Annotated in this window: 18 protein-coding genes; 11 read left to right on the forward strand and 7 right to left on the reverse strand. The window is 38.0% G+C overall.

Features of this window, described 5'->3' with window-relative positions; genetic code table 11:
• Window positions 1-84 precede the first annotated feature (84 nt).
• Both BM327_RS07875 and BM327_RS07880 read left to right on the forward strand, forming a co-directional pair.
• Window positions 85-501: a lipocalin family protein gene (locus BM327_RS07875; RefSeq protein ID WP_090247993.1), complete on the forward strand. Its 417-nt coding sequence runs from the start codon at window positions 85-87 to the stop codon at window positions 499-501.
• 112 nt (window positions 502-613) lie between these two features.
• The gene (locus BM327_RS07880; protein ID WP_090247996.1) at window positions 614-5,113 is read left to right on the forward strand and encodes a VPS10 domain-containing protein; all 4,500 of its coding nucleotides are present in this window, start codon (window positions 614-616) and stop codon (window positions 5,111-5,113) included.
• Window positions 5,114-5,362: 249 nt separating this feature from the next.
• Here BM327_RS07880 and BM327_RS07885 read toward each other — a convergent pair whose 3' ends face one another.
• On the reverse strand, window positions 5,363-6,145 hold the full coding sequence (locus BM327_RS07885) for a DUF3108 domain-containing protein (protein ID WP_090247999.1): 783 nt from the start codon (window positions 6,143-6,145) through the stop codon (window positions 5,363-5,365).
• Between the two features lie 333 nt (window positions 6,146-6,478).
• On the opposite strand from BM327_RS07885, the gene BM327_RS07890 reads away from it, so the two are divergent.
• From BM327_RS07890 to BM327_RS07905, 4 genes are all read left to right on the forward strand, one after another.
• On the forward strand, window positions 6,479-7,213 hold the full coding sequence (locus BM327_RS07890; protein ID WP_090248902.1) for a TlyA family RNA methyltransferase: 735 nt from the start codon (window positions 6,479-6,481) through the stop codon (window positions 7,211-7,213).
• Between the two features lie 151 nt (window positions 7,214-7,364).
• Window positions 7,365-8,603: an aminotransferase class V-fold PLP-dependent enzyme gene (locus tag BM327_RS07895; protein WP_090248001.1), complete on the forward strand. Its 1,239-nt coding sequence runs from the start codon at window positions 7,365-7,367 to the stop codon at window positions 8,601-8,603.
• Window positions 8,604-8,756: 153 nt separating this feature from the next.
• Window positions 8,757-9,167, forward strand: coding sequence for a SufE family protein (locus tag BM327_RS07900; RefSeq protein ID WP_090248004.1), 411 nt, complete (start codon window positions 8,757-8,759; stop codon window positions 9,165-9,167).
• A 9-nt stretch (window positions 9,168-9,176) separates the two neighbouring features.
• Window positions 9,177-9,419 carry a hypothetical protein gene (locus BM327_RS07905; RefSeq protein ID WP_090248007.1) on the forward strand — a complete coding sequence of 81 codons (243 nt, stop codon included), beginning with the start codon at window positions 9,177-9,179 and terminating at the stop codon, window positions 9,417-9,419.
• Here BM327_RS07905 and BM327_RS07910 read toward each other — a convergent pair.
• The 4 genes from BM327_RS07910 to BM327_RS07925 form a co-directional block, all read right to left on the reverse strand.
• The gene (locus tag BM327_RS07910) at window positions 9,408-9,782 is read right to left on the reverse strand and encodes a hypothetical protein (protein ID WP_139230302.1); all 375 of its coding nucleotides are present in this window, start codon (window positions 9,780-9,782) and stop codon (window positions 9,408-9,410) included. The genes BM327_RS07905 and BM327_RS07910 overlap by 12 nt on opposite strands.
• 114 nt (window positions 9,783-9,896) lie before the next feature.
• Complete coding sequence (locus tag BM327_RS07915; protein ID WP_090248011.1) at window positions 9,897-11,294, reverse strand: type III PLP-dependent enzyme domain-containing protein; 1,398 nt, start codon at window positions 11,292-11,294, stop codon at window positions 9,897-9,899.
• A gap of 8 nt (window positions 11,295-11,302) precedes the next feature.
• Window positions 11,303-12,109 carry a sulfite exporter TauE/SafE family protein gene (locus BM327_RS07920; protein WP_090248014.1) on the reverse strand — a complete coding sequence of 269 codons (807 nt, stop codon included), beginning with the start codon at window positions 12,107-12,109 and terminating at the stop codon, window positions 11,303-11,305.
• Window positions 12,109-13,143, reverse strand: coding sequence for a COX15/CtaA family protein (locus BM327_RS07925; protein ID WP_090248016.1), 1,035 nt, complete (start codon window positions 13,141-13,143; stop codon window positions 12,109-12,111). Before BM327_RS07925 ends, BM327_RS07920 begins: the two co-directional genes overlap by 1 nt.
• Window positions 13,144-13,273: 130 nt before the next feature.
• Between BM327_RS07925 and BM327_RS07930 the strand changes: the two genes are divergently transcribed.
• Both BM327_RS07930 and BM327_RS07935 read left to right on the forward strand, forming a co-directional pair.
• Entirely contained in the window at window positions 13,274-14,101 is an 828-nt protein-coding gene (locus BM327_RS07930; RefSeq protein WP_090248019.1) for a Rossmann-fold NAD(P)-binding domain-containing protein, read from the forward strand.
• 114 nt (window positions 14,102-14,215) lie between these two features.
• Complete coding sequence (locus BM327_RS07935; protein ID WP_139230303.1) at window positions 14,216-16,381, forward strand: PKD domain-containing protein; 2,166 nt, start codon at window positions 14,216-14,218, stop codon at window positions 16,379-16,381.
• Here BM327_RS07935 and BM327_RS07940 read toward each other — a convergent pair.
• Entirely contained in the window at window positions 16,374-16,883 is a 510-nt protein-coding gene (locus BM327_RS07940) for a PH domain-containing protein (protein WP_090248025.1), read from the reverse strand. The genes BM327_RS07935 and BM327_RS07940 overlap by 8 nt on opposite strands.
• Window positions 16,884-16,889: 6 nt before the next feature.
• Window positions 16,890-18,953, reverse strand: coding sequence for a DUF8202 domain-containing protein (locus BM327_RS07945; RefSeq protein ID WP_170853715.1), 2,064 nt, complete (start codon window positions 18,951-18,953; stop codon window positions 16,890-16,892).
• 607 nt (window positions 18,954-19,560) lie between these two features.
• Here BM327_RS07945 and leuS point away from each other — a divergent pair.
• The 3 genes from leuS (at window position 19,561) to BM327_RS07960 (ending at window position 24,707) form a co-directional block, all read left to right on the forward strand.
• Entirely contained in the window at window positions 19,561-22,374 is a 2,814-nt protein-coding gene (gene leuS, locus BM327_RS07950; protein WP_090248030.1) for a leucine--tRNA ligase, read from the forward strand.
• Between the two features lie 160 nt (window positions 22,375-22,534).
• Window positions 22,535-23,593: an AI-2E family transporter gene (locus tag BM327_RS07955; protein WP_090248032.1), complete on the forward strand. Its 1,059-nt coding sequence runs from the start codon at window positions 22,535-22,537 to the stop codon at window positions 23,591-23,593.
• 109 nt (window positions 23,594-23,702) lie between these two features.
• Complete coding sequence (locus BM327_RS07960) at window positions 23,703-24,707, forward strand: IPT/TIG domain-containing protein (protein ID WP_090248034.1); 1,005 nt, start codon at window positions 23,703-23,705, stop codon at window positions 24,705-24,707.
• Window positions 24,708-24,729: the final 22 nt, after the last annotated feature.

Consider the following 24,729-nt stretch of genomic DNA (forward strand, 5'->3'; position numbering starts at 1 on the left):
TAAGCTGCAATAAGTTCACAATGAATTTATTTAAACTTCATCTTAAATGCTTAAGTTTGAAGTAAACCAAAAACAATTAGTGTTATGAAAAAAATAATCATGCTAGCTGCTATCACCTTGGTAGCCGTTTCTTGTACGAAAGAACAAAGATCAGTAAACAAGTTAGAAGGTACTTGGACTTTAGACAAAATTGAAGAAAATGATGGTTCTGTAACTGTTACGGATAATGATCCAAATGGAGAAGTAACTTTTAACAAATGTAAATTAGCAAAGGATGAATTTTGTACTTATTCATCTACCATTTCATACGAGTTTAACGGGAATACTTTTGAATTTTCTGATGCTGGAGAATACAGAGTCCAAGACGATGAAATTCAATTTAGAGAAGATGCTGAAGACAATTCTTACGACGTGGCGACGATCGAAGAATTAAAAAATAAAGAATTAGTCGTTTATCAAGCAGAGGATGAAGGCTACACGAGGCTATATTACATAAAGTAATTGGTGCATATACAGTAGATGAAGTGCGGCGAGAAATCGGCGCACTTTTTTTTGCTTTAATTTTTAGCTTAAGCATTTAATTTTAAATTTGTTATGGTGCTAAAACTAAAACATGAAACTTATTAAACGCTTAACGCTCGCAATTGCTTGTGGTGTTCTCTCTGCTTTGGCCTTTGGTCAAACAACAGATTGGAGAACCTACAATTCACAAGCTCATCAAAATTTTTTCGATCTACAAGAGTCCTTCGAAGATGAATTTGGAGGCCAACCCTATATACCAGGCAAGGGAATAAAACAATTCCGCAGGTGGGAATATTATTGGGAAAGTCGTGTAAACCCTGACGGTACTTTTCCAAGTCCAGGACATGTGCTCAATGAAATGCTCATGTACAGAGCGGCACATCCACAACCAAAATCATATGTAGCGGGAAGTGGAACATGGAGTTTGGTAGGGCCAAAATCTTTGCCTACAAATTTAACCGGACAGTTAAATGGGAATGGTAGATTAACCGCCATTGCCTTTCATCCTACGGATACAAATATCATTTACGTTGGAGCTCCAGCTGGAGGTTTTTGGAAAACAACAGACCATGGAGCAACATGGACAGAGTATTCTGGTGGATTAACGCGTTTGGGAGTGTCGAGTATAGTAGTTCACCCTACCCAGCCCGATACCATTTATATAGGAACTGGAGATAGAGATGCCGGGGATGCACCAGGATATGGTGTATGGCGCTCTACGGATGGTGGAGTAACATGGGCAGCCCACAACACAGGAATGGGGAATGTTACCGTCAATGAAATCATCATGAACCCCAACCATGCAGATAGTATGTACGCGGCGGCTTCAAATCAGAAAATTTATAGAACCACAAATGGTGGAGCCACTTGGACGGCATCAACTACTTTGGGGATGAATCCAAAAGACATTGCCATACATCCAAGCAATCCAAACATCGTTTATGCCGCGGGTTCACAATTCCATAAATCTACCAATGGTGGTGCGAATTTTACACAAATTACAAGTGGAGTGCCTACAGGTGCTTCAAGGATAGCTGTTGCTGTTTCTGCGGATGAGCCCAACTGGGTCTATCTGTTAGCTGGAGATGGAAGTGGATTGATGGGGATATATAGATCTTCAAATTCTGGAGTTTCCTTCGCGGTTAGAAGTACTTCTCCAAATATCTTAGGTTACCCAACGGATGGTTCTGATACGCGTTCGCAAGCATGGTATGATTTGGTTTTGGCAGCAAACCCTTTGGACGCAGATGAAATTTATACAGGAGGAATAAATATTTGGAAGTCAACCGATGGAGGGATGACCTTAAATTGTGCTTCTTACTGGGTAGGTACACAAGGAAGTATAGATGGTGTACACGCCGATCAACACGTTTTGGAATTTTCTCCGCACAACAACATCCTATACAATGGGAATGATGGAGGTATTTATTTTACCCAAGATGATGGGGTAAATTGGACTGATATTTCGAGCGGACTCGCCATTGCTCAAATCTATAAAATTGGGGTGTCGCAACAAACCAAAGATTTGGCCATAACAGGTTTTCAAGACAATGGAACAGGTTACGCTACAGGGGCAAATGCTTTTTATACAGTTATCGGAGGAGATGGTATGGAGTGTATCATAGATCCAACCGACGATAATTTTATGTATGGAGCTTTGTACTACGGTAATATTCGTAGATCTACCAACGGTGGAAACAACTTTTCAAACATTTCTAACGCCATTTCTGAAGATGGTGCCTGGGTTACGCCTTATAAGTTAGATCCCAACAATTCGAACACGATGTTGGTGGGGATGGAAAACATGTGGAGAAGCACCAATGTGAAAACTACTGCAAGCTTTACCCAAATCAGTACTTTTTCAGGAACTCAAAAAATTAGAGATATAGCCATTGCTCCTTCTAATAGTGATGTGGTCTATGTTTCAAGAAGAGATAATAAACTTTGGAAATCTACCAATGCAACATCTGCTTCACCTACTTGGACAGATTTAGCGAGTTTGCCGATTAACAATGAACCGGCCGACATAGAAATAGACCCAACAGATCCCAACCACGTTTTTATTGCGCTCAACAATAACATTTACGAGTCGAACAACGGTGGAGCTTCTTGGGTAGACATTTCTGGAACTTTGCCTAACATCGCTTTGAATACGATAGTTATTGATCATGCAAGTTCTGTAAACGCCATGTACGTTGGAATGGATGTGGGGGTGTATTACATAGATGATAATCTAACAGACTGGGTTTCTTACCAAACCAATTTACCAAGTTGTGAGGTAACAGAATTGGAAATTCAATACGATAATGTAAACTGTGGTGGGCAGCTTTTGGCAGGTACTTACGGACAAGGTTTGTGGAAAAGTGATTTGAAAGATCCTGGAAACTTGGCTCCCGTAGCTTGTTTTACGTCAACATCAGCAACAGCTTGTGAAGGAACAGTAGTTCAATTTACAGATTTATCCAACTTTACCCCTACGAGTTGGTCGTGGAGTATTTCGCCAGCAACACATCAATATACCAATGGAACAACTGCAAGCTCGCAACATCCAGAAGTGATTTTTGGTGCTGGAACCTATACCGTGAGTTTAACAGTAACCAATGCACAAGGTACAGATGTAGAAACAAAAACGGCTTACCTCACAGTAGGGACGGCAGATTATCCGTGTGCCTACAACGAAGATTTTGAGGCTGAAACTGCATGTGCAACGACCACCAATTGTGGAGTTACCGTTTGTGGTTTAGCTTCGAATTGGGTCAATTTAACCAATGGATCTGAAGACGATATAGATTGGAGAGTAGATGCTGGAGGTACGCCTTCTGCAGGAACTGGACCAAGCGTGGATAATACTACAGGTACAGCAACGGGTAAATATGTTTACTTGGAAGCTTCGAACGGTTGTTTCCAAAACACAGCAATTCTAGAATCAAGTTGTATCAAATTAACACAGGCCTATAACTTTAGTTTTGCCTACCACATGTTTGGGACTCATATGGGAAAAATTCATGTCGATTTGTTCTACAACAACGAATGGCATGAAGATTATGTTCCAGAACTTACAGGAAATCAAGGTGACCAATGGTTGACACAAACCGTAGATTTATCAGCACATCAAGGAGAAACGGTGAAGCTAAGAATTAGAGGAAGAACAGGTTGGGATTTTGAATCAGATATTGCCATAGATGACATCATGTTTACCCCAATACTTGGAACACCAACTTTGGCAACAGCTTGTGATACCTACACCTCTCCTAGTGGAAATTACGTGTGGAATACAACTGGGATTTACACAGATACTATAACAGGAGCCGGAGGTTGTGATAGTTTGGTGGCGATAGATTTAACCGTTTTAGGAGCGGATAATACAACAGAAAACATCACTTCTTGTGGTAATTACATTTGGCCTGCAAACGGACAAATGTACACGAGTGATGGAAGTTATTCTACCACCCTTACCAATGTAAATGGATGTGATAGCGTTGCGAACCTCAATTTAACCATAAGTACCGCGGCATCTAGTACGCAGAATGAAAATGTATGTTCGTCGTACACGTGGCCATTAAATGGTTTAACCTATACCACAAGTGGAACGCATTCGGTTACGGTAACAAGTATTTCGGGTTGTGATTCAACCGTTACTTTAAACCTAACAGTGGCGCAACCTACAACGGCTACCCAACAAATTACCAATTGTGATGCGTATGTATGGCCGGTAAACGGACAAACCTATAACACTTCAGGTAATTATACAGCAGTAATTCCAAATGCTGCAGGATGTGATAGCACCATAACTTTACAGTTAACCATAAACCCAGCGGCTACCACCACACAAACAGAAATGGCCTGTGGGTCTTATGTATGGGCGGCAAATAACCAGTCTTACACGAGCTCTGGTCTTTACACGGCATCTTTACAAACCGTGAATGGTTGTGATTCTTTAGTAACACTAGATTTGCAAGTAAATCCAGCCTATAACTTTACAGAAACGGTGAATTACTGCGGAGACTATACATGGGTAGAAGATGGAAATACCTATAGCGCAACAGGTGTATATACCACAACTTACACTTCTGTGTTTGGTTGTGATTCTGTAAGAACGCTGGATCTATTTATAGAAGATGTAGACGCCGTGGTTACCCAATCAAACGATATAACCTTGAACACCTTTGCAGGCGGAAGTTTACAATACCAATGGGTAGACTGTAACAACAATTACGCACCTATTGCTGGAGAAACTGGGTCTACTTTTGTGGCAACGGCCAATGGTAGTTATGCCCTAATTGCAACCGGACAAAACTGTTCAGATACTTCTGAGTGTTTTGTAATTTCAACCATAGCTACAGATGAGGTAGATGCATTTGAATTTAACATTTACCCGAATCCAGTGAGTGATAAATTGTTCATTACCCTTCCAACAGAGCAAGGTCCGGTAACTGCACGCTTGTTCGATGCCAAAGGAGCGCTGGTAGAAAGTTTCAACTTTGAGAACGGACAAAAAATAGAAATGCTCTTTCCTTACGCAAAAGGAGTTTACACCTTAGAATTACAAGTAGACGGAAAAGTAGTTTCTGAGAAGATAATTAAACAGTAAAAGTTTTGGCTGCCTTCCGATTGGCTTTTCAAAAGCCATCGGAACCGCACCATACGCTAAACGCTTCGGCGGTAAAGTAATAAAAAGATAACGCTACATCTGGCTTCCTCTGGTCGCCCGTGTAGCGTTTTTTTTATGTACTTTCCCTCCTGCAGGGTACCGCTGCTGTTGCTTGCAGAAAAATTCTAAGCAAAAAAAGGGAGACCACCGAAGTAATCTCCCTTTCCATACGCGTTAACATATTTGGTTTTATTTTTTGGCAAGCTCGTGTTTCAAGCCTTCCCATTCTACAAGGTGCATCTTTATGCTACCTACTGCTATTTTCGCCTTTACTAAAACTGGAATTCTGTTGCCGTCATTAGTTACCCAGAACTCTACGTCTTCTTCGTTTTTAAAGTAACGTCCTTCTTGTACTACGGGTACGAACTTCATACATTCAAATTCTCCTTTTCTAATTTTTATGGTTTCTACCCCCTTGTATTTCATTTTCAAAGGCCAAAGTTCACCGTCCATAAAACAATCGAAAGTAGTTACTTGGTTCACTTTCATGTTTTCAAAATCCAAGGTTCTGGCGTGGTAGAAAGCAGAAATCATATCTTGTACGCCCAGCGGGACTTTTACAGTTTTCTCACCCGTATTTACCGTTTGCTTGTCTTGTCTAAAATCGTACTTCTGGTTAATCGTATATCCACCTTCGTTAACATCTCTTATAAACTCCCAAGGAAAAGCTCCTTCTTGGTCCATGTAACTTTGGTAAAGGTCTTCTACTTTGTAAAATGCTGTAAATGCTCCTAAAGATCTACCTTCTCCTTTCATATGGTAGAGTTTCCTACCCGTTGGAGATTTTTTTGAGGTTTCGTTTACCGTCAAGATGGCTTCACCTGCATCAACAAAACCATAACTTACTCTATATCTTAATCGTTCTCCTGCTTCAAAACTTTTGCTCTTTGCTGTGGGATATTTAACGGTAGTGGCACTTACCAAGCCCAAGCCTAAACTCAAAACGATAGCTGCACCCAATGTCCATTTCATATTTTCAAGTTTTTGTGTTCAAGGACTATAACGCAAAATCTTTGCCATTATTAATTCAAAATTTAAAAATCAAAATTCAAAAAGATTGTTGTGTGTGGGATATGATGAATTTAACCACAAAGGACACAATGCTTTTCACAGAGTGCACAGGGGACGTATTATTTTCACCTTCTTTAAATCTTTAAATAAGAGCCGCAGGCTCGTGCTTAAATTTTTAAATCCCTCAAATCATTCAAATCATTCAAATCTCTCGAATCCCTCAAATTTTAACTTTTCAAACCACCACCCACCTTTCACTCCTTTGTGTTACCTTTGCAGTCTAAAAGCAACAAAGTGGAATTAGAGAGACTGGATAAAATTTTGATCAACAGAGGTTTGGTAAGTACACGCGTAAGAGCGGAGGAATTAATCAAAGAAACAGGAGTGCTTGTGGAAGGTAAATTGCTCACCAAACCGGGTAAGAAATTTCCAGTGGATGTGAAACTAGAGTTGCTCGGACAAGAATTACAATACGTTTCTCGTGGAGCTTTGAAATTGGAGAAAGCCTTAGACTTGTGGGACATCAACCCGAAAGGGAAAAAAGTGATGGACATAGGAGCGAGTACCGGTGGTTTTACAGAGTTGGTTTTGGAACGCGGTGCAGATTTAGTATTTGCGGTTGATGTAGGTACAGATCAATTGGCCCAAAAGTTAAAAGACGATGCACGTGTTTTAAACTTGGAGAAGACCCACGTTCGCGAGTTGAACAACAAAATCATTACAGAAGAGTGCCAGCTGTGTGTGATTGATGTTTCTTTCATTTCTTTAGAAAAAGTGTTGCCTTTTTTACATGCTTTCATGCCTTCAGGTGCTGATTTGGTGGCTTTGGTAAAACCTCAATTCGAAGTAGGGAAAGACAATATCTCCAAAGGTGGAATAGTGAAGGATATGAAACTTTACCCACAAGTCATAGAAAAAGTAAAACAGGCAGCAGCCTTGAGTAATTTTATCTATCAAGATCATACAGAAAGTCCAATTCTTGGAGGGAATGGTAACCGCGAGTTTCTGATGCATTTGAAGCGCAAGTAAGAAGGCGAGGTCGTAGTGAGCGGAGTCGACTATCGATATGCCGATGTATAAAGCATAGACTATCCTCAGCCCAAATTGTCGACCAACATCATTTCCCGAACTTTTCTCTTTAGAATCATTTCAAATAAGAAAGCTTGTTTATCTTTGTACCATGGAAAAACTGGCTGTACAGAAAGGATTTAATGTAGAAGAAGTTCGTAAGGATTTCCCGATTTTACATACGAAAGTTTACGATAGAAACTTGATCTATTTAGACAACGGTGCAACGGCGCAAAAGCCTCAAGTTGTTATCGATGCGATAGATACCTTTTACGCAAAAGAAAATGCGAATATCCACCGTGGAGTTCACTTTTTGAGTCAACACTCTACAGGATTGTACGAAGAAGCTAGAAACACCATTCAGCGTTACATCAATGCTGAAAACAGTTACCAAGTTTTATTTACGAAAGGAACAACGGATAGTATTAACCTTGTTGCCTTCTCTTTTGGAGAATTGGTAAAGGAGGGGGATGAAATCATCATATCTGCAATGGAGCACCACTCGAATATTGTTCCGTGGCAAATGTTGTGTGAACGCAAAGGTGCTGTCTTGAAAGTGATTCCTATGTCAACCAAAGGTGAGTTAGATTTAGACGCCTACCAAAACATGTTAAACGAGAAAACAAAGTTGGTAAGTGTTACGCATATTTCTAACGCTTTGGGTACAGTAAATCCAGTGAAAGAAATGATAGCCCAAGCGCATGCTGTAGGAGCTAAATTCTTGGTAGATGGAGCGCAGAGTATGCAACACACTACGGTGGATGTGCAGGATTTAGATTGTGATTTCTTCGCATTTTCTGGTCATAAAGTATTTGGCCCAACAGGAGTGGGAGTGTTGTATGGAAAAGAGGATGTTTTGAATGCTATGCCACCTTACCAGGGTGGAGGTGACATGATCAAAACCGTGACTTTCGAAAAAACGACTTACAACGAATTACCGCATAAGTTTGAAGCAGGTACGCCAAACATCGTTGGAGGAATAGCTTTAGGTACTGCTTTCGAATATTTATCGACTTTTGATTTTGAGGCGGTTGAAGCATACGAAAAGGAACTTTTAGATTACGCCACAGCAGAATTGAAAAAAATTCCAGAGATAGAATTCTATGGAGAAGCAGAGAACAAGGTGAGTGTGATTTCTTTCTTGGTGAAAGGTCAACACCCTTATGATGTGGGTTCTTTGTTAGACAAATTAGGAATAGCCGTAAGAACAGGACACCACTGTGCACAACCTGTAATGGATTTCTACAGCATTCCGGGTACCATAAGAGCATCTTTTGCTTTCTACAATACCAAAGAGGAAGTGGATATTCTAATTACTGGGTTGAAGCGTGTAATTACCATGTTGAGCTAGGGTGAATTAATTCAAAGATTCAAGAATTCAATAATTCAAGCATTTTTAACTCGATAGTTCGGCTTCGCTCACCACAGCGCTCGCTCGAGAAACGCTTAGGATAAGAATGTAGTCTGAGGTAGGAAAATTTTAAATCTTCATTAATTTTGTAATATGTCAATAAAAGAGAAAGAAGAAGAGATAGTAGACGAATTCGCGATTTACTCTGATTGGATGGAGAAATACGAATACATCATAGAATTAGGGAAGGATCTTCCTTTAATTGATGAAAAGTACAAAGTAGAGGAGAAGTTAATCAAAGGTTGTCAGTCTCAAGTATGGTTGCATGCAGAGAAAGAAGGCGATGTAATGAAGTTTACAGCCGATTCTGATGCCATCATTACGAAAGGTATTATTGCGCTATTAATTCGTGTGTTAAACAATGAATCTCCGGCAGATGTTGCCAAAGCTGATTTGGCCTTTTTGCAAGAAATAGGTTTACAAGAACATTTATCGCCTACACGTGCCAATGGATTGGTTAGTATGGTGAAGAAAATGAAAATGGAAGCCATTCAAAACGCCTAAAGAAATAGAATGAATAAAAAGGTATTGATTATAGCATTAGGGGGACTCACGTCCCTCTTTTCATGTAAAAACCAAGCAGCGAGTGATGCTGTAGAACGTTACTGTAATTGTTTAAGTGAAAATGTAAACAACCCTGCTGGACGCATGGTATGTATAGATATGATGGACAGTTTGCAAGACGCATTTGCCAATCAGCCTAGAGTATTAAATCAAATTGTGGAAGAGACAGAAGACTGTCAATTAAGCTTCTAACTTTTCTAAGAAACGGTAAAGATTTTCGTTTTTACTAACTTCTGGGTTACCTAACACAACCACATTTTTACAGTTGTTGCGCTCTATCCACATTTGGAAATTCGTAACCGTAGCTGTAAGCGTACCGTTAATATCCACTTTGTGAGCAGGAATGTTGCTTTTATCTAGGGTAGAAATGATCTCTTCAGAATCTTTAGAGATGTCATGATTTTCGTGGAATAAAAGTATACCATCAACAACTTCGTGAAGTTCATCGTTTTTTCCATCCAATAGATTTACAGGGAGGTCTAGTTTGTCTGACCACTCTCTAAATGTGTTGGAAAATTCATTCTCACTTGTTATATAAAACGTCTCTATTTTCATCTCCGTAAATTTGTTAATTGCAACCAATTAGCTCTTAAGCGGGGCGCAAAAATACTGAGAATACTCAATATTCTTCTATTATTTGGGGATTATTTTTAATAAACTTTTAAGATTCTATTTTTGATAACCTAATATGGCCAAATAATCAGAGGCGTTTTGTTGCTCAGAAAAAACTTCCGTTTGCACGACTCCCATTTTGTCTCTACTGATCAAAATGTGTTTCGGTTCAGGGATCAAACAGTGCTTTAATCCTCCAAAACCACCAATGGTTTCTTGGTAAGCTCCTGTGTTAAAGAATCCTATGTATAAATCTTTATCCTTTGTAAATTTTGGTAAGTATATCGCATTAACGTGCTGTTCAGAGTTGTAGTAATCGTCACTATCACACGTTAATCCACCTAAAAGTACGCGTTCGTATTTTTCGTTCCATCCATTGATAGGTAGCATTACGAAACGCTGATTAATGGCCCATGTATCTGGTAAATTCGTCATAAACGAACTGTCTATCATGTTCCACTTCTCTCTATCGTTTTGTTGTTTTTGTGCAATGATTTTAAAGATAGCTCCACCACTTTCACCTACTGTAAAAGATCCAAATTCTGTAAAGATGTTGGGTTCTGGAATATCGTACTCCTTACAAACACTCTGTATCTGTAATAGTATTTCCTTTACCATGTAAGGATAATCGTAATCAAAAGCTAGAGATTTCTTGATTGGAAATCCTCCACCTATGTTTAAGCTATCTAAAGAAGGACAAACTTTTTTCAACTCACAGTAAACGCGTAAACTTTTGGTTAATTCGTTCCAGTAGTAGGCGTTGTCGTCTATCCCTGTGTTAATAAAGAAGTGAAGCATTTTAAGGTTCACTTTCTCATTGTCTTTAATGTTGTCTAAGTAATACGGTAAAATATCGCGGTAACGCATTCCTAAACGCGAGGTGTAGAACTCGAATTTCGGGTCTTCCTCAGAGGCGATACGTATACCTATATCTATAGTTCGGTTTACTTTTCCTACCAATCTATCCAACTCATCGGCATTGTCCATCACGGGCAACACTTTGATGCGGTTGTCGTTGATTAAACCTGCAATATTATCTATGTACTTGTCTGGCTTGTAACCATTACAAATAACTTGCGGATCGTTGGTGATTTTCCCTTTATCCAACAAGTGGTTAATAATATCTATATCGTAAGAACTTGATGTTTCCAAGTGTACATCATTCTTCAATACTTCATCCAGTACGAAAGAAAAATGCGAACTTTTGGTACAATAAGAATAATTGTAAGATCCTGTGTAACGAATCGTATTCATCGTTTCACTAAACCATCCCTTACATCTTTGAATATTGTTAGATATCTGGGGCAGATAATTGAACTTTAAAGGTGTACCATATTTAGCAATAAGTGCCATAAGGTCTATACCGTGGAACTGTAAAACATCGTCTTCTAACGCAAATTCATCTTGCGGAAAATCGAAAGTTTGTTCAATTAAATCTATGTATTTTGTTCTCATTCTAAGTTCTAAAAAAGGTGGAGTTTATCCATTACTAAGAATCCACCAACAAGTAAAATTAATACACCGAAGCCCTTTTTGAGTACACTTCCGTCTATTTTTTTTGAAAAAATTCCACCAAGGATAACACCACCTACTGTAAGTGCTGTTAAAACAAGGAGTAAGCTCCAGTCCAAACCGCCTTCGCCCATAATTTTTGGGTTGTTAAAATCTCCCATAAAAGCCACGCAAGACTGTATGGTAACTACCAACATGGATGTACTGATCGCTTTTTTGATGGGTAGTCCCATAAAGATAAGTGCGGGTACGATCAAGAATCCACCCCCAGCTCCAACAAAACCGGCTAACACGCCAACGGCAATACCCAATGCGATAACCAAAGATAGGGGTGTTTTTTTATCGTTCTCCGTAGCATCTTTACCCAAAAGCATCTTTAAAGAGGTAAACATCATTAAAACACCCAAGAGAATTACGATAACGGTATCTTTCAGCACCGTAGATTCGAAAAAATGTAATTCTTGTGGAATGTTGGGCATGATTAAACTGCGCATGAAAAATGCAGTAATGGTACTCGGTATGGCGAAGATAATTCCTTCTCGTATTGCCAATAAATTGAATTTTAAGCGCTGTAACACTCCTACTAAAGAGGACATTCCCACAATGAATAAAGAGTAAGAGGTAGAAACTTCTTCATTTACGCTAAAAAGGTAAATAAGAACAGGCATGCTTAAGATACTTCCACCGCCTCCAACTAAACCTAAAACAATACCAATTAGGATGGAGCAGAAATACCCAATAATTACAATTAAATCCATCAACTAAAAGTAGAAATATTTGTACGAGGGAACAAACTTCTGGTTAAGGCAATAAATAAAATACCAAAGATGATGGTAGCAAACAAGAGGTGAGCAACTTGTACCAAACCAGGCATGTTGAAGTGAGCCAACAATACACCTGAGAGTAATTCTATTGCCAGAATGATAAAAGCGCTGTACAAAAGTTTCGATTTTGCAGATTTGAAATTTAAATACGCCAATACGGCTAACATGACCAATACGAGCCAACTAAAGCTTCTGTGTATGTAAAAGGTCATCCCCATTTCATCGTTCCAGGCTTCTCTACCTATACCTTGCTTGGTTAACTCATCTATAAATTCTCTCACTTGCGTTCCTAGGAACATTTGTATAAAAGTGATGGCGAAACTCAAGACAATAATTCCTTTGATTGATTTAGACACTTGTAAAGCTCTGCCAGTTGGTTCACTTATTTTTCGAATGATGAGCAACTGTAAACAAATGATGACCAATGCCAAGAACATGTGAACAGTTATGGTCCATGGTACTAAATTAGTTGCAACCACAATAGAACCGAACCACGCTTGTACAGCCAGTATAATAAGGTTAATAAAACTCAAAAAGAAAAGTTTTTCCTTCCTGTATTTTAAGATGATCCAAAGAAAAACAATCAGTACTCCATTTCCTGCTAAAAAACCAAAAAGTCGGTTAGCATACTCCGTCCAAGTTTTTCTACCGTTAAAGTCTTGTTCTATCAACAGAGATTTATCGTTTCTTAGTTTGTTGGCTGTTTCTTCCATTCCCAGTGTTTCTAAGAAATTAGAAAACTTAGCCACTTTTTTTGCTCGTTTTTCAGAGTAAATATCCTTGTAATTGTCGGGTAGATTTTCATCCGTTGTAGGGGGAACCCATTGTCCAAAACATTTGGGCCAATCCGGACATCCCATTCCAGATCCTGTAATGCGCACAAAACTTCCTGCAATTACAACTAAATAAATTAATACGAGGGTTAACCAATTGAAGCGAATAAATGCCTTGCTGAAAGAATTTTTCATGCTGCAAAAATAAGTTACAAAGTTGAGTTAAAAGTGTTTTTTAGGGGAGATTACTGTTAATTTGTGACTGATATTGATCAATATTTTCAAAGGGATCTTATTTTTAGCATAAGCGAAAGTTGATGATGAAATGCAGAGTATAGGAATTATAGGATTTGGATGGTTGGGAAAACCAACTGGGGTGAGACTTAGGATAATGAATGAAAAGGTGTCGGCTATTACTTCATCGGCTAGTCGTTTGAATGAAATCGAAGCCTTAGGCATAGCTGCGGCTCACATAGATTTAAATACAGAATATTCTGCCGAGTTGTTTGATTGGCTAGAGGATAAGGACGTAATTGTTTTTGCCGTATCTCCGAGTAAGTTGGATAACTATGTGGAGGTATTAGCCAATATTGCCGCTATGTTAAGTCCTCAGCAGAAAATGGTTTTTATCAGTTCTACTTCCGTTTATGATGACAGCTTAAAGGTGGTAGACGAAACTAGTCCAACCAGTCCCTCTAAACGCTCTGGTAGTGTTTTAATTGATGCCGAAACGGTCTTGTATAAAAAATTGGGCAAGCGTTTAAGCATCTTGCGTATGGGAGGATTAGTAGGTGGAGATAGACAGCCCGCCAAATATTTCGCAGGAAAAACAGACGTAAAGGGGGGATGGCACCCAACCAACTTTATACATAAAGAAGATGCTGTGCACCTGATTTTTCATGTAATCATGTATGAATTATATGGAGAAATTATTAATGGTGTTTGCAGTAGTCATGTATTAAAAAGAGATTATTACCCCTATGCGCTAGAGATGTTAGGTAAGCCTGGGGTCACTTTCGATGAAAGCGACAAAAGCACGGCGAAAATTGTTTCGAATTATAAAAGTTTACAGTTAGGGATGTGGTATAAATATGAAAATCCTATGCAGTTTCCTGAGCTTTTATTGAGTAATAAATACGAGGATGAAGTTTAGAAGTGTATAAGTAAGTTTAGTTTCTGATTCTAAGTGGTGTTACACTGTTTAACTTTCGTTATTTTTATATTAAATAAGGACAACTAAAATTAGTTTTTAAACGTTCATTTTATTGTGAAGACTATCCTAATACTATCATGGCTACTCATTTCGAGTTTGAGTTTTGCATCGCACATTGTGGGAGGTGAAATTTACTATGATAATTTGGGAGGGAACCAGTACAGAGTCACAATCAAATTGTACAGAGATTGTTTTTCTACAGGTGCACAATTTGACAACCCGTTGCCTTTGACCATTTTTGATGGGAATGGAACCATGGTTTTAAACGTGGATGTACCTTTTCCTGGCTCTCAAGTGTTGCCCTTACAGTTTTCGAATCCCTGTATTAATCCTCCAACCAACGTTTGTGTAGAAGAAGCAATTTATCAAAAGGTGATTACGCTTCCCACCAATATCAATGGCTTTACTTTGAGTTATCAAAGGTGTTGTAGGGGGCCGAATGTTGTCAACTTATTGGTTCCTGATGATACAGGATTGACCCTAACCACTGAAATTCCAGCACCGCCGCTCGGAGCTTTAGTAAATAGTTCACCTCGATTTAATAATTTCCCGCCTTTAGTGGTATGTAACAACGATGAATTGATTTTCGATCACGCTGCAACGGATCCAGATGGTGACAGTTTAGTGTATGAATTGTGTACGCCTTTTCATGGTGGAACAAGTGCTATGCCTGTAGTGAATCCTGCCAGCGCTCCACCATACACACCTGTAAATTGGTCTGGTGGATTTTCTGCAACTCAACCTTTTGGAGGAAATAGTCCAATAAATTTAGACCCAGTAACAGGATTGCTTACAGCTAGTCCGCAAAACCTTGGGTTGTATGCCGTGGGAGTATGTGTGTATGAATATAGAAACGGGGTACAAATAGGCGTAACTAGAAGAGATTTTTTATTTAAGGTGATTAATTGTGATATCAGTTTGGAGTCCATTATCACTGAACAAGTCAATACCCCTGGTTTTGTGTCTTTTTGTGATGGGTTAACCTTTACTTTTGACAATCAAAGTTACGGTGGGTCTAATTACGAATGGGATTTTGGTGTGGCAGGTACTACTTCAGACCAAAGCACAAATTTTGAACCTACGTTTACCTTCCCCGCAGAAGGTATGTATCAAGTTACACTTATCGTAAATCCAGGTTGGGCATGTTCTGATACAACGGTAGAAACCTTCTATTTCTATGAGGAAATAACCAATACTTTCGATCAACCCGACTCAATGTGTATTACCGGGAATTTATATGATTTTGAAGGAGAAGGTCAATACTCTGGTATGGGAACGCAGTATTTATGGACCTTTGATGGTCATGCCAATGTAGATTCTGTACAAACAGAGGATGTGACGGGTGTTGTTTTTGATACAAGTGGATTTATACCTATTACCTTTCATATTGAAGAAAATGGTTGTACATCAAGTTACATCGACTCTGTATTCATTTTTATGGAGCCAACCATTAATTTTTATATAGACCCTGCCCTGCATTGTGCTCCCGCTCAAGTTTTGTTTCAAGACAGTTCCGATGCTGATGCACCCATAACTTATTTATGGACTTTTGGTGATGGACAAAGCTCTACGCACCAAAATCCCATTCACGTGTATGATAACCCTGGACTCTATGACGTAAGTTTAAATATTAAGGTTACTGAAGGTTGTATGGTGGATACCACCCTCACCAAGCCTGCTTTTATTGATGTAAAACCTTCTCCCAATTCTGCTTTCTTTGTTACACCAACAGTTACGGATATTTTTCATAACACATTTACCTTTGAAGATTTGAGTCACGAAGGAGTTGAACATTACTATTATTTTAATGACAGTGTGTTCACCAGCGATAGATTCACTACCCATATTTATCAGGAGGGCGGATACCATAGGCCGTATCAATTGTTAATCAATGAATGGGGATGTAGAGATTCAAGTTATATCTCAGTTTACATCTATCCCTTAACAACGATATATGCTCCGAATGCTTTTACACCGAACGGTAGCGGAGTAAATGATGTGTTTAAAATTGTGATTTATGATATTTCTGAATTCTCTCTTGAAATTTATAATCGTTGGGGAGAATTGATTCATGAATCCTTTGACAAGAATGTGGGTTGGGATGGTAAAAATTTACAAGGTGAAATGGTAAAGGATGGCACCTATATATGGAAAATAAAATTCACCAATTCAGAAGGTGTACGTGAAGAACAACTAGGTCATGTTAATGTACTTAAGTAGTTTGAAGTATTTTTTTAACCCAACTTTTCAAGATGTCTATGTCATATTTATTTTCATCATTCATGATACTTAAATGCTTCCCATTTTTTAGTTGAAGAAGAAGTTCGTAGCTGTAGGTATAGTTGTCGTATTCATCATAATGCACATGTCTTTTCACTCCAACAGCTTTGATTTTATCAAAAGCTATTCCTTCCTTTCCTCGAAGTATAAATTTCTTATTCCCATCAAAAATTAAAAGATTTTTGTTTTTCGCACTCTTGTGATAACCTATGGAAACAACCGAGGTAATCAGGAAAAATAAGCTTACTATCAGGATATGTATTATACTTAATTCTTCCCATGTTGTACCAATGAAACTTAGAAAAGGAAGAGCCCCAAGTATAGCAATACCGTTGGAGAGCAACAGAAAGTGAAAGGTGTTGTTTGTGAAAAAGAGTTGTTTCTTATCGGGTTGAAAGTGGGCAATGCGATTGGCGAAATGTATACGTTCTCTTTTTTCCATGAGGGGTTAAAGTCGGTTAAATTTATAACTTTTCCCGTCAATAACCATGAAGTACAGTCCCCGCTGTAAAGATGAAATGTCAATAAAAAGGGTGTCTATGTTTTTCACCACGATCGGTAGTTGCTGTTCTACAACACCTTGTGCATTTAATATTTGAATAGATTTTTTTGAAATGTTCGGCGCATTTAAGTTGATAAAATTATCTGCTGGGTTTGGGTAAAGATGTATAGTTTCTTGTTCAGTTGTAATTTCTGCAGAAACGGTTTCCAAGACGATCTGTTCACCATCTAAGGAGTTTTGAAGCAATTTGTAGTAGTAAATTCCTGAGAGTACATTCCTATCTTCAACATTGTACTGTTGTGGTGCGTAGCTGTTTCCGGCACTTGGTATTTGAGTTAATACTTCCCAGTTTTCAGAATCGGTAGATTTTTCAATGATGAATGATTCATTGTTTACTTCAGTTAACGTTTCCCAGTTTAATAAAACGTGGTTGTCAGATGCCTGGTAAGTCGCTTCAAAATAATTTAATTCAACGGCCAGAGGAGTTCCTACTCCTACAGATCCTAAAGTGATAAATTTTGTAGAATTACTTGGGAAGATACTGTCGTGTATGTTGGCTATAGTTAACATGTTTCCATTGAGCGAAAAGCTTATTCCACTCGCGGTAGAAAAGCTTTGCGCATCTGTGAAGTCACCATCGTCATCAATTAATAATCTTAAATCAGCCAGCGTAATACCACTGTTCAAGGCATAGTTTGCTAACTCAACATCTATGCTAAAACTTCCTGTGAAATTAGTGTTTTCAATTTTCCATTCGCGTTCTACTCTGCTGAAAAGTGAAGCAGGTTTTTCTATCATGGAAGCTGTTGTGGCATAAGTGGCTCCTAAATTATTTCCCGCAACTAAAAATTGTAAGGTAGATCCATTCGAGCTAAAATTACCTGTATTGCTGAAGTTATCATTTGCTAAATTTCCAATGTAGATTCTAAAGTCATCTTGTTGGGTGTGGGATTGCTTTTGTGATAAACCTGTATTTTCATCTTCACCTATTCCTATAATGTCATTGTAGTAACTAGGGTCACTGTAAACACTGTATAAATTGCTTCCATCAGATGCAATATAATTTAATAAAGGCAGACCTGTATTGTAGCCTGTATTGTCCAGAGTAATTGAATATTTTAACGCAAGATAGCTCTCAATAGTTCTAGCTTCTTGGGGATTCAAAAGATTCTCAATCCCCATAATTTCCATTATTTTTCCTTGAAAAGCACGAATGGTGTTATTCCCGTTTCCGTTACCATTTCCATTTCCATTTCCGTTCCCGTTACCATTTACAATTCCGTTTAATCCATTGTCTTTACTCTGTCTACCTATGGTGAATGGACCTTTAGAGGGACCGTTTATATTATTAAAGGCAACTGCATTGGCGTTGATGTTTGGTAAAGTAATAGTAGAAGTTGCACTTGGTATATATTCGCCTTGATAGAAAAGTCTTTGTTCCACACCAAATTCTATTTCGTAACGGATTATAACGGGTCTTGTAGCATGATTATGCTTGTGATATTTCACTGCTCCTCCATTAGAACCAGCGGTAGCCGAGTAAAAAACCGAAGTATCGGAAGAGTGGGTAAGACCGTAACCTTTGTTGGCAAAACTTCCAAAATCAAATACAAAAGCTTCCGGCTTTATCGTTTGGTCAGGTTGAACCACCACGAAGTAGGTTAAGCCAGTTGTTTGACTGAAGGGTTTATTATCCCCTAAATCTAGCTTGTCATCTATACCATCGAAATAAATACACGGGTTGAAATTTACATCAGTATTTGCTGAAGAATAATATTTAGGTGAGGTTGATGAAAGGAAGGGATTTCCAATTGCAGTCCAATTATTAGAAGAGTTGTCTCCCCAATAGACAACATTAGTATTGTTATAAGCTGGATAGGAAAACAAGCCAAAGAAACTGCCGTATACATCATCGTTGGATTTAAACCAAGTTTGACTAACAGGCATATAGTTCTGCGACATACAAAACGTACTCATGAAAAATGCTAGAAGTGTAATTAGTTTTTCCATAATTGTTTTCATTTAACTAATTATATAGTCTAAATAAAATGAGGCGTGTTGTAAAGCGCAGTAGTTCTTAGTGTTTATAAATTTTGTTTATTTGTCACAGTCATGAATTTCACTCCGTACAACTATCGTTTACTTGGCGAGTAGTTCTTGTAAACCACTTGAAATACCTATCGTTTAATTGAGGGGGTATTACTGTAAATAAGTGAGGGTGAATCACCTCAAATTGCACACTTGAAATGTTTTTCATCACTGTTATTGTGTTATTCGTCACTGTAAGTATACGTCAATTACAAGTAGTGGCAAAAAAAATCTGTCCAAATTTTCATTTTTTTCGACGAATGAATTTTTAAGTATTTTCAAAACGTATTTAAAACGTTTTACAATTTTTTGAAGGGGTAGAATGGAATTGTTTAGGGATGAATGACCTATTAAGTAAGAGGGGGTGACCGATGATTTTCAGGTTAATTCGAACTTGTTTGATTCAGTGATGTAGTTTTTATCACGTGTGTGAAATTTTAAGTAAAGCATTATATCACAAATGCTCATATTTTAGTACATCTTCATTTTAATCTTTATTTTTGTAGCCTTAAAATTCAGACGCATAGAGATGGAATATAATTTTCAGGAGATAGAACAAAAATGGAGAAAGTTTTGGGCAGAAAACAAAACTTTCAAGACAGAGGAAAACAAAGATAAAAAGAAGTTTTACGGTTTAGACATGTTCCCTTACCCTTCTGGGGCTGGGTTACACGTTGGTCACCCTCTGGGATACATTGCTTCTGATATTTTTTCTAGATACAAGCGTTTACAAGGATACAATGTTTTGCACCCTATGGGGTATGATTCTTTTGGTTTACCCGCAGAGCAATATGCCATTCAAACTGGACAACATCCGGCAATAACTACAGAGGCTAACTTAAAACGTTACCGTGAGCAGCTGGATAAAATCGGTTTTTCATTTGATTGGGATAGAGAGGTAAGAACCTCAGATCCATCTTACTACAAATGGACGCAGTGGATTTTTAAGCAGTTGTTTAACGCTTACTACGATTACGATGCCAACAAGGCGGTTGTTATTGATGAGTTGATAGCAAAGTTTGAAACAGAAGGAAACACATCTGTTAACGCTGAACACAATTGCGAAATTGAATTCACTGCTGAAGAGTGGAAAGCTTTTGATGCAAAGAAACAGAGTGACATCTTGATGGATTACCGTTTGACTTACTTGGCTGATAGCTGGGTAAACTGGTGTCCAGCATTAGGTACTGTATTGGCCAATGATGAAATCGTAAATGGAGTTTCAGAAAGAGGTGGACACCCAGTTGAGCAAAAATTAATGCGTCAATGGTCTATGCGTATTAAAGCGTATGCAGAGCGCTTGTTAACAGGATTAGAAAAAGTAGATTGGACAGATTCAATCAAAGATATACAACGTAACTGGATAGGGAAGAGTACAGGTGCTTCTGTGCGTTTCGCTTTAGAAAATGGAGCTGGAAATATCGAGGTATTTACTACGCGTCCAGATACTATTTACGGAGTGTCATTCATGGTGTTGGCTCCAGAGCACGAATTAGTAGCTCAAATCACAACGGAAGAATACAAAGAACAAGTTGAGGCATACCAAAAAGCGGCAGGTTTAAAATCAGAGCGTGATAGAATGTCTGAAACGAAAAATATTAGCGGTCAGTTCACTGGAGCTTATGCTATTCATCCTTTCTCTGGAGAAAAAATTCCAGTTTGGATAGGAGATTACGTGTTGGCTTCTTACGGAACAGGTGCTGTTATGGCCGTTCCTTGTGGAGATCAAAGAGATTACGATTTTGCAAAGCACTTCGATATAGCAATCAAAAACATCTTTGAAGATGTAGATATTTCTGAAGCGGCTTATGCAGAAAAATCAGGTACAATAGCCAATTCTGACTTCTTATCAGGTTTAGAGGTAAAAGAAGCGATGGCCAAAGCAATTGCAGCTATTGAAGAAAAAGGATTAGGGAAAGCAAAAGTGAACTACAGGTTGAGAGATGCAGTATTCTCAAGACAACGTTACTGGGGTGAACCTTTCCCTGTGTACTATGAGAACGGTATTCCGAAAATGATAGAAGATGAGTTCTTGCCGATTACTTTACCTGAGGTTGACAAGTATTTACCTACAGAGGATGGTGAGCCACCTTTAGGAAATGCCAAAACGTGGAGCTGGTGTATCAACAAGAAGATCTTGAAGGATAACGAAAAGCAGAACGGAACATGTACATGGCCTATGGAATTGAATACCATGCCAGGTTGGGCAGGTAGTTCTTGGTATTTCTTGCGTTACATGGATCCTAGCAACGAAAATGAGTTTGTTGCTAAAGACAAAGTGGATTACTGGCAAAATGTTGATTTATACATCGGTGGTGCTGAGCACGCTACAGGTCACTTGTTATATGCTCGTTTCTGGTGTAAATTCTTATACGATTTAGGATTTGTTCCTTTCGATGAGCCTTTCAAAAAAATGATTAACCAAGGAATGATCTTGGGAAGAAGTAGCTTTGTTTACCGTGTAAAGGATACCAACACTTTTGTGAGTTTTGGAAAACGTAAGGATTACCAAACAACAAGAATTCACGTAGACATCAATATAGTTGATAACGATAAGTTGGATGTTGAAGCTTTTAAAAACTGGCGACCAGAATTTGCGAATGCTGAGTTTATTTTAGAAGACGATGGGACTTATGTTTGTGGTCATGAAGTTGAAAAGATGTCAAAATCTAAATTCAACGTTCAAAACCCAGACGACTTGGTAGAGAAGTACGGAGCAGATACTTTGCGTATGTACGAAATGTTCTTAGGTCCTATCGATCAAGCAAAACCTTGGGATACAAAAGGTATCAATGGGGTACATAACTTCTTGAGAAAATTATGGCGTTTGTTCCACGATGCAGAGAACAATGTTGTTATTTCTGAAGGAGAGGCGGACAAAAAAGCCTTGAAGACTTTGCACAAAACGATCAAGAAAATACACGAAGATTTAGAGCGTTTCTCTTTCAATACAGGAGTTTCTGCATTTATGATTGCTGTAAATGAATTAACAGAGTTAAAGTGTAATAACAAAGAGATTTTAGAAAGCTTGACTATTTTATTATCTCCATACGCACCTCACATTGCCGAAGAACTTTGGACGAAATTAGGTCACGAAGCAGGAACAATCAGTTATGCAACTTTCCCAGAATTCAAGGAAGAGTACTTAGTTGAAGATGCTTTTGCATACCCCGTTAGTTTCAATGGTAAGATGAGGTTTAAAGCTGAATTACCAACTTCAATGTCGAAAGAAGACGTTGAAAAGGAAGTGTTAGCTATGGAGCAATCTCAAAAATATTTAGAAGGAAAAGCACCGAAAAAAGTGATCGTTGTACCAGGAAGAATTGTAAACATCGTGGTATAAAACACAAATTATATTTGAATTACCTCCTGTGATGATTTGAAGTTTATTCTTTAGAGAGACACAGGAGGTTTTTTCGTTTTAAAACTGACAGTTATCATTAAAAAGTACCGAAAAAGGTATACTTTTGCGAACCGATACTAAGAATTAAAACTCAACTCAAATGAAAGATTTAAAAATGACCAATCGCCTGCTTTTAGTAATGGTGATCGCTTTATGTTTTTATTTATTGAAAGTGTTGTCTTTCATTTTTGTTCCCTTAGTATTTTCTATGTTCATTGCTTTGTTGTTTTTACCATTAATGAGGTGGTTAAGAAACAAAGGAATTCCAAGAATTTTATCCATAGTAATTTCCCTTATCGTATTTGCCGGAGTTATTTATCTCGGTGTGGAAATATTCGCACTGGCTTCGCGTGAAATTAGAAATGCAGACCCAGAGTTCTTTGTAAAAGCCAAAGAGAAAATAGCTTATTTGATAACTTCAGGTCAAGAAATGTTGGGTATGGAAGTGAGTTCCAAAGAGGCAGCATTGAAAGATGTGGCAGATCAATTTAAAATCATGGATAAATTAGGTGGTGCTTTTGGAGCTGTATCTAACTTATTGTCCATGACTTTAACTACCATATTCTTTACGGTTTTGTGGTTGGCAGAATCTATCAACGTACAAAAGCTCCTACAAGATTTCGTGATTAGAAATGAGTTTACTTCTATTAAAACCTTTATGAAAATAGAAAGCGAGCTCATCACTTTCGTAAAGGTGAAATTTTGGGTGAGTTTGTTTACAGGAATAGGATTTAGTTTGGCTTGTTTGGCCTTCGATGTAAGTTTCCCAATTTTCTGGGGATTGTTTGCTTTCTTGATCAATTTCGTACAAATGATTGGGTCTATTATATCTGTGGTTTGTTTGGCCATTTTTGCTCTAGTAGAATTAGATCCTACAGGAACTTTACTATTTTTTGTTCTGGTAATTACAGGAGTTCAAGCAGTATTCGGAGGAATAGTAGAACCTGTTATGATGGGGAAATCATTCTCCATTAACGTTATTGCCATTTTGGTTATGTTAATGTTCTGGGGCTTCATTTGGGGAATCCCAGGTATGATTATGTCCATTCCTATTACCGTATTTATTAAAATTATCTTGGATGAGTTTCCCAATACCAAGAAAATCGGAAGCTTACTTTCCGGACCAGAATTAAAGGCGCCGATTAAGTTGAAGAAATAGATTACTGAGGTAGTCCTGCCTATTGTTGCCCTAATCTTCTCTAGGAGAATTTATGATTTGATTGAATTGTGATTATCTTTGGTTTTGATAATTAACGATTTAACTACTAATGTCATATTCAGTTTTCAAACTCCTAAAGGTCCTCTTTCTTGTTTTTAGTATTATTGGTTATACTCGATATTCTATTGCTCAAAAAGGATTGATTCCCGTTGATTTAAACACTAAGGTTCTTAACGCAAATCATATTGTTAAAGGACGAGTTATAGATCAGACTTCTTTATGGGTGAAAAATAATACCAATATCGAAACCCATAATTTGGTAGAACTTACAACTCAATTTAAGGGAGATTGTGATACAAATTTGATTACCATTATTACCAAAGGTGGAACTATTGGAAATGAAAAGATAATTCATACTGCAAATCTTCAGTTAAAAGAAGGTGAACAAGGATTGTTTTTCTTGAATAATATTTCAGGAAGTTATTATCATGTTTTTTCGGAAAAACAAGGCTTTTACAAGTATGAAAAGGGAGTTGCTTTTGATGTCTTTAACCTCTCTAGTGTTACAGATCTAGAAAATGATATACGTTCGTTTCTTGGTCAACCTACCGTTATTAATTTAAACATGACCCCAAAGTCTTTAGGTCAAGGGAATAATTTCTCCTTTTACCCGAATGCAATTACCGCAGGAACGAATTCACTTATTACAATTACGGGGTCTGGTTTTGGTACCCAAGGAGTAGACTCTGTTAATTATATCTCTTTTGAAGATCCCGAATACCATGTTACTGTTTATGAACCTTTAGATTCTGTAACTGATTATTTAGTTTGGACGGACACCTTGATAAAAGCATATGTCCCAACTAAAGCGAGTACAGGGCTTATACGACTTACTTTAAATGATGTGGATTACTTCTCCACTGATAGTTTGTATGTTCCTTATTCCGTTGTGAATTGGAATGGCGAAATAATTGGTTTGGGCAATCAAAATGGAAGTGGTGGAATGAGCTGGAGTTTGAATAGTAATTTAGATTTCTATGCGAATAGCCGTTTGACGAGTGCACGAAATAAATGGAAGTGTGCAACAGGGATAAACTGGAACAATAATTTATAAGTTCATCCGCAAGCTCGTCAAC

The organism is Lishizhenia tianjinensis (assembly GCF_900116425.1).
In the GTDB taxonomy this organism is placed as follows: Bacteria; Bacteroidota; Bacteroidia; order Flavobacteriales_D; family Crocinitomicaceae; genus Lishizhenia; species Lishizhenia tianjinensis.